Annotated in this window: 12 protein-coding genes; 5 read left to right on the top strand and 7 right to left on the bottom strand. The window is 61.3% G+C overall.

Annotated features, from left to right (window positions below; genetic code table 11):
• Position 1 precedes the first annotated feature (1 nt).
• Both mupP and RHM69_RS30450 read left to right on the top strand, forming a co-directional pair.
• Positions 2–673: an N-acetylmuramic acid 6-phosphate phosphatase MupP gene (gene mupP / locus RHM69_RS30455; RefSeq protein WP_003189759.1), complete on the top strand. Its 672-nt coding sequence runs from the start codon at positions 2–4 to the stop codon at positions 671–673.
• Positions 674–831: 158 nt separating this feature from the next.
• Entirely contained in the window at positions 832–1,572 is a 741-nt protein-coding gene (locus RHM69_RS30450) for a YciK family oxidoreductase (RefSeq protein ID WP_014717613.1), read from the top strand.
• A 134-nt stretch (positions 1,573–1,706) separates the two neighbouring features.
• Here the strand turns inward: RHM69_RS30450 and RHM69_RS30445 are convergent, their stop codons facing one another.
• From RHM69_RS30445 to RHM69_RS30420, 6 genes are read right to left on the bottom strand one after another with little or no spacing between them, the layout of a single operon-like run.
• Positions 1,707–3,221, bottom strand: a complete 1,515-nt coding sequence (locus RHM69_RS30445) for an ABC transporter substrate-binding protein (protein WP_014717612.1) — start codon at positions 3,219–3,221, stop codon at positions 1,707–1,709.
• Positions 3,222–3,253: 32 nt separating this feature from the next.
• Positions 3,254–4,225 carry an ABC transporter ATP-binding protein gene (locus tag RHM69_RS30440; RefSeq protein ID WP_019820645.1) on the bottom strand — a complete coding sequence of 324 codons (972 nt, stop codon included), beginning with the start codon at positions 4,223–4,225 and terminating at the stop codon, positions 3,254–3,256.
• Positions 4,222–5,178 carry an ABC transporter ATP-binding protein gene (locus tag RHM69_RS30435; RefSeq protein ID WP_102666244.1) on the bottom strand — a complete coding sequence of 319 codons (957 nt, stop codon included), beginning with the start codon at positions 5,176–5,178 and terminating at the stop codon, positions 4,222–4,224. Before RHM69_RS30435 ends, RHM69_RS30440 begins: the two co-directional genes overlap by 4 nt.
• Entirely contained in the window at positions 5,175–6,032 is an 858-nt protein-coding gene (locus tag RHM69_RS30430; protein ID WP_019820647.1) for an ABC transporter permease, read from the bottom strand. The genes RHM69_RS30435 and RHM69_RS30430 overlap by 4 nt, the downstream gene beginning before the upstream one ends.
• Entirely contained in the window at positions 6,029–6,976 is a 948-nt protein-coding gene (locus RHM69_RS30425) for an ABC transporter permease (RefSeq protein ID WP_003189752.1), read from the bottom strand. The genes RHM69_RS30430 and RHM69_RS30425 overlap by 4 nt, the downstream gene beginning before the upstream one ends.
• 3 nt (positions 6,977–6,979) lie before the next feature.
• Positions 6,980–7,867 (bottom strand): proline iminopeptidase-family hydrolase, encoded by an 888-nt coding sequence (locus tag RHM69_RS30420; protein WP_019820648.1) that lies wholly within the window; start codon positions 7,865–7,867, stop codon positions 6,980–6,982.
• A 183-nt stretch (positions 7,868–8,050) separates the two neighbouring features.
• On the opposite strand from RHM69_RS30420, the gene RHM69_RS30415 reads away from it, so the two are divergent.
• Both RHM69_RS30415 and RHM69_RS30410 read left to right on the top strand, forming a co-directional pair.
• Entirely contained in the window at positions 8,051–8,815 is a 765-nt protein-coding gene (locus tag RHM69_RS30415) for a LuxR family transcriptional regulator (RefSeq protein ID WP_019820650.1), read from the top strand.
• Positions 8,816–8,909: 94 nt separating this feature from the next.
• Positions 8,910–9,842: a proline iminopeptidase-family hydrolase gene (locus RHM69_RS30410; protein ID WP_019820652.1), complete on the top strand. Its 933-nt coding sequence runs from the start codon at positions 8,910–8,912 to the stop codon at positions 9,840–9,842.
• A gap of 95 nt (positions 9,843–9,937) precedes the next feature.
• Here RHM69_RS30410 and RHM69_RS30405 read toward each other — a convergent pair whose 3' ends face one another.
• Entirely contained in the window at positions 9,938–11,440 is a 1,503-nt protein-coding gene (locus tag RHM69_RS30405; protein WP_014717605.1) for a nucleobase:cation symporter-2 family protein, read from the bottom strand.
• Between the two features lie 157 nt (positions 11,441–11,597).
• On the opposite strand from RHM69_RS30405, the gene RHM69_RS30400 reads away from it, so the two are divergent.
• A complete protein-coding gene (locus tag RHM69_RS30400; RefSeq protein ID WP_102666242.1) occupies positions 11,598–12,431 on the top strand; it encodes a nucleoside-binding protein in 834 nt (277 codons plus the stop codon).
• Positions 12,432–12,502: the final 71 nt, after the last annotated feature.

Genomic DNA, 12,502 nt, shown 5'->3' with positions numbered 1-12,502 from the left:
TGTGAAGTTGCGAGCGGTTCTCTTCGACATGGACGGTACCCTGCTGGACACCGCGCCGGACTTTATCGCCATCTGCCAGGCCATGCGCGCCGACCGTGGCCTGGCGCCGATCAACCCGCAGCACATCCGCGATGAAATTTCCGGTGGTGCGCGGGCGATGGTCGCGGTGACCTTCTCGATGGACCCGGAGTCGCCGGGTTTTGAGGAACTGCGCCAGGAATTCCTGGAGCGTTACCTCAAGGATTGCGCAGTCCATAGCAAGCTGTTCGACGGCATGGCCGAGCTGCTGGAAGACATCGAGAAAGCCAAGTTGATCTGGGGTGTGGTCACCAACAAGCCGGTGCGCTTTGCCGAACCGATCATGCAACGGCTGGGCCTGGCCGAGCGTTCGGCCGTGCTGATCTGCCCGGACCACGTGAAAAACAGCAAGCCGGACCCGGAGCCGATGATTCTGGCGTGCAAGATGCTCGACCTGGACCCGGCCAGCGTGTTGTTCGTGGGCGATGACCTGCGCGACATCGAATCCGGCCGCGATGCTGGTACGCGCACGGCGGCGGTCACTTATGGCTATATCCACCCGGACGACAACCCCCGCCACTGGGGCGCGGATGTGGTGGTGGATCACCCGCTGGAATTGCGCAAGGTGCTGGATAACGCGCTGTGCAGTTGCTGATGGTTCGAAGCAATGTGGGAGCTGGCTTGCCTGCGATAGCGGTCTGCCAGCCAGCACATTTGGCGACCGGTCGTCCGCCATCGCAGGCAAGCCAGCTCCCACAGGATATGGACTCCACTTCGAGAGCTGTATCACCTTGAAATTTGTCGAGGCTATTTATGTTTGATTACTCTGCCCCTCCAGAACTGCTCAAAGGCCGGATCATCCTGGTAACCGGCGCCGGTCGCGGGATTGGCGCGGCAGCGGCGAAGACCTATGCCGCCCATGGCGCCACCGTGCTGTTGCTGGGCAAGACCGAAGCCAACCTGGCCCAGGTGTATGACGAGATCGAAGCCGCCGGCCACCCGCAGCCGGTGGTGATCCCGTTCAACCTGGAGACCGCCCTGCCCCATCAATACGATGAGCTGGCAGCGATGATCGAAAAGGCATTCGGCCACCTCGACGGTTTGTTGCACAACGCCTCGATCATCGGCCCGCGCACGCCCATCGAGCAGTTGTCCGGCGAGAACTTCATGCGGGTGATGCACGTCAACGTCAACGCGATGTTCATGCTGACCAGCACTTTACTGCCGTTGCTCAAGCTGTCCCAGGATGCGTCGGTGGTATTCACCTCCAGCAGCGTCGGGCGCAAGGGCCGTGCTTATTGGGGTGCCTATGGCGTGTCCAAGTTCGCCACCGAGGGGCTGATGCAAACCCTGGCCGATGAACTGGAAGATGTGGCCGCAGTGCGCGCCAACAGCATCAACCCGGGCGGCACCCGCACCAGCATGCGCGCCCAGGCGTACCCAGGGGAAAACCCGATGGAAAGGCCGGCGCCGGAAGAGATCATGCCGGTGTACCTGTACCTGATGGGGCCGGACAGTGCGGGCATCAACGGCCAGGCCTTCGATGCGCAGTAAGCCCTGACACACCGCAAAACAAAGGTGGGAGCTGGCTTGCCTGCGATAGCATCACCGCGGTGTCACTGAAGCACCGAGGTGTCTGTATCGCAGGCAAGCCAGCTCCCACATTGCTTTGTGGTGTACTCAAATACTCAGTTTTTGACCACTTCCTCAAGGGTGAAGCGCCCCAACGGGTTCTGCAGGAAGTTGCTTACGTTCTTGCGTGAGATATTGATGTACGGGCTGTAGTACAGGTCAATCCAGTTCACATCCTGTTTGGCCAGTTTCTGCAACTCCACATACATTTGCTCACGCTTGGCCGGGTCTGCCTCGATCCGCGCAGCCGCCACCAAGGCCTTGACCTGGTCGTTCTTGTAGCGGGTCATGTAGTTCTGGTTGGTATCGTGGCCCAGCACGAAGGTGGTTTTCTGGTCGGGGTCGAGGATGTCGTTGGTCCAGTACATCACCGAAATATCGTACTCACCGTCTACCAGCATCTGCCAGCTTTGGGTCGGGTCGACTTTTTGCAGGTTGGCGGTCACACCGACCTTGGCCAGCTGGTCTTTGATGATTACCGCGATCTGCTCGTCGGCCTCGTTGCCGGCGTTGACCACGTAGTTGAGCTTCAAATCCTGGGCACCTGCAGCGGCCAGCAGCTTCTTGGCTTCGGCCGGGTCGTACGGGCGTTGCAGATTGTTGGCGTAGTGGTACAGCGAGCCCTTTGGAATGTAGGAATAAGCCACGGTGCCTTGACCGTAAGTGACGGCTTTGACCAGCGATTGCTTGTCGATGGCCATGTCCAGGGCCTGGCGCACTTGCGGCTTGGCCAACAAGCCGTGCTCGTGGTTGATCAACAGGTGATCTTCACGGGTGGACGGGTCGGCGTGGATCACCACGTTCTGGTCTTTTTTCAGTTCTTCGACCCGGGAGAACGGCACGAAGATCGCCGTGTCGAGTTCGTTGTTCTGCACCATGCGCATGCGCGTGTTGTCATCGGTCACCGACACCCATTCCACGCCGTCCAGGCTCACGCTGCCGGCCTGCCAGAAATTCGGGTTTTTCTTCAGGATCACGCGGTCGCCCTTGCGCCACTCGTCCACGGTAAACGCGCCGGAGGTCACCGGGTTTTCCGAGTAGGCGTCTTCGCCCATCTTGGTCATGGCTTTTTCCGACAGGATCGACACCGTTGGCGACGCCAGTTGCGAGAGGAAGGCCACCGCCGGGGTTTTCAAGGTGACCACCAGGGTCTTGGCATCGCTGGCCGTGGCGGTGTTGATCAGGCTGAACGGGTCGCTCCACAAGGAGGCCTTGTTGTCGCGGATGCGCAGCAGGCTGAATGCGGCGTCGGCGGCAGTGATCGGCGAGCCGTCAGAGAACTTCGCCTCGCGCAGCTTGAAGGTGTAGGTCAGGCCATCCTTGGAAATGTCCCAGCTTTCGGCCAGGCCCGGTTCCATTTTGGTGCCCAGGTTATCCACGCGCACCAGGGTGTCGTAGACGTTGGCAAATACCCAGGTGTCCCGGTTTTGCGCGCTTTTGATCGGGTCGAAGGTGGTGCTGTCTTCACGGCAGCCGATGGTGAGCACACCGGCGGCCTGTGCCAGGCCGGCGGTCAGCGACCAGGCCGTGAGGGTAGCGGCGGCGAGCAATTTCAAGTGGCGCGAGTGCATATCACAACTCCTTGTTAATGAATGGCAGAAGGTCAAAGCAAAGGGTCTTCAAGCACGCAACTGTACCGATGCTCGTGCAGGAAATGGGTGGGGGGCAATACCGAGGAACACTTGGCTTGCGCATACCGGCAACGCGGGTGAAAGGCACAACCAGTCGGCAGATTCAGCGGGCTCGGCGGTTCGCCGGGCAATGGCTGCGCAGGCAATGGCCGGTGCGGATCGATCTCCGGGATGGCCTGGATCAGCGCCGCCGTATACGGGTGACGCGGCGCGGTGAACACCGCTTCCACCGGGCCTTCCTCGACGATCTTGCCCAGGTACATCACCGCCACGCGGTCGCACAGGCGTCGCACGATGGCCAGGTCATGGGCGATAAACAGGATCGCCAGGTTCATACGCTGTTGCAGTTCCAGCAGCAGGTTGATGATCTGACCCTGGATCGACACATCCAGCGCCGCCACACATTCATCGGCAATGATCAGGCGCGGCTCCACCGCCAGCGCCCGGGCGATACCCACGCGCTGGCACTGGCCGCCACTGAGGGAGCCGGGCTTGCGTGAAGCCAGCTCAGGACGCAAGCCGACCAGTTCGAGCAACTCATTCACACGCTCAGGAATCTGCTGCGCCGCCACCTTACCCTGCACACGCAGTACCTCGGCGAGGGTTTCGCCAATGCTGTGCCGTGGATTGAGTGCGGCGTAGGGGTCCTGGAAAATCATCGCGGTTTCATGCCGCAGCCGGGCAATGTCGATGGCGCTGCCATGGGCCATGTCGATACCGTCGAACAACACCTGCCCGGCGCTGATCGGGTTGAGGTGCAGAATTGCCCGGCCCAGGGTGCTCTTGCCACTGCCGGACTCGCCCACCAAACCCAGGGTTTCACCGGCGGCGAGGTTCAGCGACACCCCGTTCACCGCCCTCACCCACTGGCGGTTGAGGCCCAGCAGGCCGCTGCCGGACGCGGCAAAGCGCACTTCCAGATCCTTGACCTGTAACAAGCTCATGGGCGCGCTCCCAACGGGTAGTGACAGGCCACGCGTGCGCCCTGGGGCAGCAACTCGGTGCACAAGGCGCCTGCCTGCGGGCAGCGCGGGTGGAAGCGGCAGCCGTCGGGCAATGCATCGAGCAACGGCGGCTGGCCAGCAATGGTGCGCAACAACGCATGCCCGCTGCTGTGGGCCGGCTGGCAGTCGATCAGGCCTGCGGTATACGGATGTTGCGGTTGGGCCAGCAGTTCGTATTTGCTGCCGTGCTCGCACAGGCGCCCGGCGTACATCACGGCGATGGCATCGCAGGTTTGCGCCACCACGCCCAGGTCATGGGTGATCATGATGATCGACAGGCCACGCTGGTCGCGCAGGTCGAGCAACAGCCGCAGGATTTGCGCCTGCACCGTCACATCCAGGGCCGTGGTCGGTTCGTCGGCGATCAACACCTTCGGGTTGCAGCCCAGGGCCACGGCGATCATGGCGCGCTGGCGCATGCCACCGGAAAACTCATGGGGGTAGTTGTCGACCCGGGCCTGCGGATCGGGAATCCCGACCTGACGCAATACCTCGATCGCCTGCAAGCGCGCGTCTTTTTTCGACGCACCTTGATGCAGGCGGATGCCCTCGGCGATCTGCTCACCGATACGCATCAGCGGGTCCAGGTGGCTGCTGGGGTTCTGGAAGACCATGCCCAACTGCCCGCCGCGCACGGCGCGCATACCGGCATCATCCAGTGCCAATAAGTCCTGGCCGGCCAACTGCACCGCGCCGCCCTGCACCCGCAGGTTGGGCGATGGCAACAGACGCATCAGGCTGCGACAGGCCATGGTCTTGCCCGAACCGCTCTCGCCCACCAGGCCGAGGATTTCACCCTCGGCCAGGTCGAAAGACACCCGGTCCACCAAGGTGACCTCACGCCCGGCGTTGTTGGCGATCACACTGAGGTCGCGCACCTTCAGCAGGCTCATGAGCGCTCCCCCAATACCTGTGCAACACCATCGGCCAACAGGCTGAAGCCCATGGCCAAGGTCACGATGGCCAGGCCCGGAAAGGTGCAGATCCACCAGGCGGTGGTGATAAAGGCTTGCCCCTCGGCCACCATCGTCCCCCATTCGGCGGTCGGTGGTTGCACCCCCAGGCCCAGGTAGCTGACGGCGGCGCCGTTGAGCAGCACCAGCACCGCGTCGGACATGGAAAACACGATGGAGCCAAACAGCGCATTGGGCAACAAATGCCGGAACAGAATGCGCCCATGGCCAAAGCCCAGGCTTTTGGCGGCCAGGGCGAACTCGCTTTCCTTGAGCACCAGGATCTGCGAGCGAATCAGGCGCGCATACGACACCCAGCCCACCAGCGCCATGGCGATGTAAAAACTCTGTAAGCCCGGCCCGAGGATGGCCATGATCGCCAGCATCAGCACCAGGAACGGGAACGCCAGCACCACGTCGATCACACGCATGCAGACACTGTCGAAACGCCCGCCGATATAACCCGAGACCGCACCGATAAAGGTGCCAATGATGAAAGGGAAGATCACCCCGATAACCGCCAACTGCAGGTCGATGCGCGCACCCCAGATCACCCTCGACAGGATGTCCCTGCCGTAATTGTCCGTACCCAACGGATGGGCAAGGCTGGGGGCCAGCAAACTCATGCCGGTGTCCTGCGCGATGGGGTCATAGGGCGCGACCCACGGCGCAAACAGCGCCAGGGCCAACCACGCGAACAGGATCAACAACCCCCATGCGGCGGTCAGTCGGCCATTGCGAAAACCAAAGCGCAGGCGCAAGCGCCATGGGGCCATCAGGGGGCGACTGCTCATTGCATCTTCACCCGTGGGTCGAGGGCCACTGTCACCAGGTCAGCCATGAAGTTGACCACCACCGTGGCACAGGCCAGCACCATCGCCACGCCCTGCACCACCATGTAGTCACGGGTGAAAATGCCGCGCACCAGCAACTGGCCGATGCCTGGAATCGCGAACAGGCTTTCGATGACCACCGTGCCGCTGATCAGCCAACCGATGTTGACCGCCAGCAGGTTGACCGCCGGCACCAGAGCGTTGGGCAGCACATGCCGGCGAAACACCGCGCCTTCCGACAGCCCGCGTGCGCGTGCGGCGGTGACGTGATCCGCCTGCAATTCCATCAACATGCTCGCCCGCAGGTTACGCACCAGCACCGCCGACAGCGCCAGGGCGATGGTCAGGCACGGCAAGAGCATGTGGTGCGCCTTGTCCAGCCAGGTGCGCCCGTAACCGGACACCGGGAACAAGCCCCATTTCACGCTGAGCAGCAGGATCAGCATCAACCCCAGCCAGAACGCCGGCATGCCCAGGCCGACCGTGGTGAACACGCGGATCAGCTTGTCTGCCCAACGGCCTTGCTGGCGCGCCGCAATCGTTGCCAGTGGCACCGCTATCAACAACGCGAGCACCACGCTGCCCAGCACCAGCACCAGGGTCGGCTCGATCCGGGTGACGATCAGTTTCAGGGCGTCGACCTTGTACAGCAGCGATTGGCCGAGGTCGCCCTTGAGCAGGTTTTTCAGGAAGTAAAAGTATTGCAACCACAAAGGCTGGTCGAGGCCGAACTGGGCGCGGATCTTCAGCAGCGCATCCGGCGTGCTGCGCGAACCCAGCAAGGCGCGCGCCGGGTCGCCAGGAATCGAGCGCACCAACACGAAGGTGATCAGGCTGATGCCCAGCAGCACCGGCAGCAATTGCAGGGGCCGGGACAACACAAAACGGTAGCGCGCCAGGTTCATGCGTCAGTCTCGGTGGCGAGCGAGGAAGTCCAGCAGCACCGGGAAGTACGCCTGCGGCTCCTCGTAAAACGGCATATGACTGCTGTTGGGGAACACATGCAACTCGGCGTGGGGTGCTGCTAGTTTCATGCGCATTGCGCAAGCGGGGGTAAGTTCGTCGTGCTGGCCGGTGGTGATCAGGATCGGCATCGTGAACTCGGCCATTTCCTTGAGGCGGTTCCAGTCCTTGAGGTTGCCGATATAGAGGAACTCGTTGGGGCCTTGCATGGTTTCGTACGGCCCCATGTTCCAGTCGCCCAGGGAGCGCTTGACCGGCTCCGGCCATTCGTCGAGCCGGCACACGTGGCGGTAGTTGAGCAAGGTGATGGCGGCCTGGTACTGCGGGTGGTCGAGGGTGCCCATGGCTTCGTGGCGTTGCATCATGGCCACGGTTTCGCTGCCCAGGGCGCCGCGCAGGCGCTCCAGTTCCTGGGACAGGTGGGGAATGTCGCCGACGGTGTTTTCCAGGATCAGGCTTTTGAGCGCACCGGGATAATGCACGGCATATTCGATCCCCAGCCAACCGCCCCAGGAGTGCCCGAGCAAATGCACGCGGCCCAGGCCCAGCGCCTGGCGCACGGTCTCGACTTCTTCGACATAACGGCGGATTTCCCACAGTGCGGCATCGGTCGGTCTGGCTGATGCGCCTGTGCCAAGCTGGTCGAATGCAACCACTCGCAGGTTATGTGCTTTGAGCCAGCCATGGGCGTCGCGCAGATAGTCACACGGCAGGCCCGGCCCGCCGTTGAGACACAGCAGCACCTCATCGCCTTCGCCAAAGCTGTAGACCACGAGGTTATGGCCGTCGACTTGCACGTTGTACTGCTGGTCGGGGGCAATTTCACGCCACATGCATACATTCCTTGTGTTGTATCGGCCTGGCGGGTAGCGGCCGTTTATCAGGTCAACACTACCGAGGATGCCGTGCGTCCATAACCTAGTATTTCTTATAGGTTTGGCCTGGCAGTCCTTCGCCGGGGCGTGGCATTCTACTTGCAGCAAGTCGAGATTCAAATGAATTCGGGAGCAGAACGGATGCTGGCCAAGCTGACCGCCTTCAATAATCGCCTCATACCGGGCAGGAGCCTGGATGAACAGATGGACAATACGTTTATCCTGGCCCAACAACTGGGCTTCGATGCGCTGGTGTATGACTACAGCCCGGTGCCCATCGACCTCAACGGCGCACTGATCACGCCTTCGCTGTTGCAACTGCGCAACACACCGGCCGACTGGCACGCCTTATGGTGCAGCGAAGGGTTTTACCAGATCGACCCGGTGCAACACCTGGCATTGAGTTCGGTATCACCGTTTGTCTGGTCCTATGAGGCCAAGACTGAGACCGCCCTGCAAAAGATCATCGACCCGTGCCACGCTCCCGTTTCCTCCTACCTGCATGAACGCCAGCTGACCTGCGGCGTCAGTGTGCCGATTCATCTGCCCAAGGGCGGTTTTGCCTCGCTCACCGGCTTACGCACCGGCAAGGCGCGCACGGTATTGAAGGACGCCCAACATACGCTGGCCGATTTCAGCCTGATTACCCATGCCCTCCAGGAAGCGGCGTACCCGCTGTTCAGCAAGGAGGTGCGGGCTTATCCGCACATCCGCCTGACCAAGCGCGAGCGCGAATGCCTGAAATGGGCGGCAGAAGGCCTTACCGCCGCTGAAATCGCCACGCAATTGAGCCGCTCCCTGGCAGTGGTCACCCTGCACCTGGCCTCGGCCATGCACAAACTGGGGGCCAAAAACCGTGTTCAAGCGGTGGTTCGAGCCACCCATTACCGCTTGCTGGAAGATTGAGCTTTCGGCAAAAACCTATCTGTTTTGCTAGTTACCTAAACTTTTTGTTCAGACTATCGTAACCCTGATCCTTTTTTTCAGAGCAGGGTACGAAATGGAATTCATCGAAAAAGTTCGCGAAGGCTACGCGCCCTTTGGCGCCTATCAGACCTGGTATCGCGTCACGGGCGACCTGAGCACAGGCCGCACGCCCTTGGTGATCATCCATGGCGGCCCGGGCTGCACCCACGATTACGTCGACGCCTTCAAGGACGTCGCCGCCAGCGGCCACGCAGTCATCCATTACGACCAGTTGGGCAACGGCCGCTCCACGCATTTGCCGGAAAAAGATCCGTCGTTCTGGACCATCGGCCTGTTCCTCGACGAGTTGAACAACCTGCTGGACCACCTGCAAATCAGTGAGAACTACGCGATCCTGGGGCAATCTTGGGGCGGCATGCTCGGCAGCGAACACGCGATCTTGCAACCCAAAGGCCTGCGCGCGTTTATCCCTGCCAACTCGCCCACCTGCATGCGCACCTGGGTCAGCGAAGCCAATCGCCTGCGTAAGCTGTTGCCTGAAGGCGTGCACGAAACCCTGCTCAAGCACGAGCAGGCCGGCACCTACCAAGACCCGCAATACCTCGCGGCCTCTCGGATTTTCTATGACCAGCATGTGTGCCGGGTCAACCCGTGGCCCGAAGAAGTGGCACGCACCTTCGCCCAGGTGGATGCCGACCCGACGGTGTACCACGCCATGAGCGGCCCGACCGAATTCCACGTGATCGGCAGCTTGAAGGACTGGAATGTGATCGGCCGCCTGTCAGCCATCAAGGTGCCAACCCTGGTGATTTCCGGTCGACATGACGAAGCCACACCGTTGGTGGTCAAGCCGTTCCTGGATGAGATAGCGGACGTGCGCTGGGCACTGTTTGAAGACTCCAGCCACATGCCCCATGTGGAAGAACGCCAGGCATGCATGGGGACGGTGGTGAAGTTTCTGGATGAGGCGTGTTCGTTGCCGCACAAAGCCCTCAAGGCCGGCTGAATCCCTGTGGGAGCTGGCTTGCCTGCGATAGCACCGGTGAATTCACCATCGCTATCGCAGGCAAGCCAGCTCCCACAGGGTACACGGGTCGCTCGTTAAACCTCGCTGGTCTCAGCCTTGGATGCTTTCCTCAAGGTATCCGCTACCAGGGGAATTTCCTTGCCCTCGGCATCAAACAACTTCCCACCCCGGTAGTAATCGCCATCGCGCAACGCGGCCACGTCGCGAAAGCACAAGCTGCGCTCAGTCCCCGCCACAAACACTGACTGCTGGTCCGAGTTGCCGGCGGTGAAGTGGTTGAATGCCAGGTTCAGCAATATCGCCATGATTGCCGACGAGCTGATGCCCGAGTGGAAGATGGTCGCGAACCAGCTTGGAAACTGATCGTAGAAGCTGGGCGCGGCGATGGGGATCATGCCGAAGCCGATGGATGTGGCGACGATGATCAGGTTCATGTTGTTGCGGTAATCCACCTTGGACAGCGTGCGAATCCCGCTGGCCGCCACCGTGCCGAACAATACAATCCCGGCGCCGCCCAACACGGAGGTGGGCACGGCCGCGATCACCCGGCCCATGAATGGCAGCAGGCCGAGCACCACTAGGAATACCCCGCCAGTGGCCACCACAAACCGACTCTTGACCCCGGTCACCGCCACCAGGCCGACGTTCTGGGCGAACGCGCTCTGGGTAAACGAACCGAAGATCGGCGCGAACATGCTCGACAGCATGTCGGCGCGCAGGCCGTTGCCCAGGCGCTTGGAGTCCACTTTGGTGTCGATGATCTCGCCCACCGCCAGGATATCCGCTGACGTTTCCACCAGCGTCACCATCACCACGATGCACATGGAAATAATCGCCGCCACATGGAAGGTGGGCATGCCGAAGTGAAATGGCGTGGGGAAACCGAACATCGGCCCCTGCATGACACCAGAGAAGTCCGCCATGCCAAGCAGCACCGCGATCACCGTGCCGATCACCATGGCCAGCAGGATCGACAAGCGAGAGATGGTTGCGCTGCCGATCTTGCTCAGTAGCAGCACCAGCACCAGAGTCAGCGCGGCCAGGCCGATGTTAGACATGCTGCCAAAATCCGCCGCCCGGCTGTTGCCACCCATGGCCCAGCGCGCCGCTACGGGCATCAGGGTCAGGCCGATGGTGGTAATCACAATGCCCGTCACCAGCGGCGGAAAAAACTTGGTGATCCTTGAGAACACCGGGGTGATCAACAAACCGATAAAGGATGCGGCCATCACCGCCCCGAGTATCGCTGGCACACCACCGGCACCGTCGCTGCCGACAATCGCCACCATGGTCGCCACACCCGCGAACGACACGCCCTGCACCAGCGGCAACTGACAGCCGAAAAACGGCAGGCCCAGGGTTTGCAGCAGCGTGGCCAGGCCACCGGCAAACAGCGATGCAGCGATCAGCAAGCCGATATCCGCCGGCGACAACCCGGCTGCCTGGCCGACGATCAACGGCACGGCGACGATACCGCCATACATGGTGAGCACATGCTGCAGGCCGTAAGCCATGTTGGCGGCGACGCCCAGATTTTCATCTTCGGGCCGCTGCGGTGACGCCTTCGGGATAGTCATGGTGAGGGGTTCTCTGTTTTTGTTGTGCGCTCACTGTATGCAATGTTAAGACTGTATGTCCATAGAGTTGTATACAATCAATCGAACAAGATACCCTCCAACGGCGTTACAAAAACAATCCGGCCGTCACGAGCCAGAACGCCAAAGGACAAAAAGAATGAAAAAGGCACTACAGGGCGCCACCGTCGCATTGACCCTTCTCGGCGGCGGGGAGGCTGTTGCGGTGGAATGGATGAACAACAGCGTCGGGTTCCGCTACGGGCAGCACTTCACCAACCCGAACAACCCCGACGACTTCAGCAAGCGCATCTACAGTTTTACCCACGCCAGCGGCTACCGTTACGGCAGCAATTTCCTCAACCTCGACGTATTCCTGTCCGACAGCAGCGACCCGCGCAAAGGCACCGACCACGGGGGCAGCGAGGTGTACGCCGTGTACCGGCATCAGCTGTATGCCTCACGCGTGTTCGACTTGCCGCCGGGCACGGGGCTGATCAGGGATTACGCGCTGACCCTGGGCTTCGACGCCAACCGCAACAACAACTTCGCTTCCGCCAAGAAGCGCGCCCTGGTGATTGGCCCTACGTTGAAGTTCAACACTGTCGGCGTGCTGGACCTGAGCCTGATGTACTACAAGGAAAAGAACCACACCGGCATTCCCGGCGCGCAAGAGTCGAACCACACCTTCGACGCTACCTACATGCTCAACCTGACCTGGATGCGACCGTTCGAGGTGGGCAACCATGCGGCAAAATTCCAGGGGTTCATTAACTACGTCGGGGAAAAAGGCGAGGACTACCATGGCCGCGATACCGCACCGGAAGCGCTGATGCGTACGGCGCTGATGGTGGCGGGGCGACCGGGTAAAAGCGTCAAGCCGAACTTGTACCTGGGGGTGGGGTATGAGTACTGGCATAACAAATTCGGCGTGGACGGTGGGCGTGGCAGCCGCACCTCAACGCCGACGCTGAACATGGAAGTGACGTTCTAACTGAAGAAACGCAAAACAATGTGGGGCTGGCTTGCCTGCGATAGCGGTCTGTCAGTTAGCCCATCTGGCAC

The organism is Pseudomonas sp. CCI1.1 (assembly GCF_034348165.1).
GTDB lineage: Bacteria > Pseudomonadota > Gammaproteobacteria > Pseudomonadales > Pseudomonadaceae > Aquipseudomonas > Aquipseudomonas paracarnis.
Note: the sequence above shows the minus strand (reverse complement) of the source record. Positions and strands in the feature narration are given on the sequence as shown.

Excerpts from the sequence above, each read along its gene's own strand:
- RHM69_RS30450 (WP_014717613.1), top strand. The coding sequence starts at position 832 with ATGTTTGATTACTCTGCCCCTCCAGAACTGCTCAAAGGCCGGATCATC.
- RHM69_RS30445 (WP_014717612.1), bottom strand. The coding sequence starts at position 3,221 with ATGCACTCGCGCCACTTGAAATTGCTCGCCGCCGCTACCCTCACGGCC.
- RHM69_RS30440 (WP_019820645.1), bottom strand. The coding sequence starts at position 4,225 with ATGAGCTTGTTACAGGTCAAGGATCTGGAAGTGCGCTTTGCCGCGTCC.
- RHM69_RS30435 (WP_102666244.1), bottom strand. The coding sequence starts at position 5,178 with ATGAGCCTGCTGAAGGTGCGCGACCTCAGTGTGATCGCCAACAACGCC.
- RHM69_RS30430 (WP_019820647.1), bottom strand. The coding sequence starts at position 6,032 with ATGAGCAGTCGCCCCCTGATGGCCCCATGGCGCTTGCGCCTGCGCTTT.
- RHM69_RS30425 (WP_003189752.1), bottom strand. The coding sequence starts at position 6,976 with ATGAACCTGGCGCGCTACCGTTTTGTGTTGTCCCGGCCCCTGCAATTG.
- RHM69_RS30420 (WP_019820648.1), bottom strand. The coding sequence starts at position 7,867 with ATGTGGCGTGAAATTGCCCCCGACCAGCAGTACAACGTGCAAGTCGAC.
- RHM69_RS30415 (WP_019820650.1), top strand. The coding sequence starts at position 8,051 with ATGCTGGCCAAGCTGACCGCCTTCAATAATCGCCTCATACCGGGCAGG.
- RHM69_RS30410 (WP_019820652.1), top strand. The coding sequence starts at position 8,910 with ATGGAATTCATCGAAAAAGTTCGCGAAGGCTACGCGCCCTTTGGCGCC.
- RHM69_RS30405 (WP_014717605.1), bottom strand. The coding sequence starts at position 11,440 with ATGACTATCCCGAAGGCGTCACCGCAGCGGCCCGAAGATGAAAATCTG.
- RHM69_RS30400 (WP_102666242.1), top strand. The coding sequence starts at position 11,598 with ATGAAAAAGGCACTACAGGGCGCCACCGTCGCATTGACCCTTCTCGGC.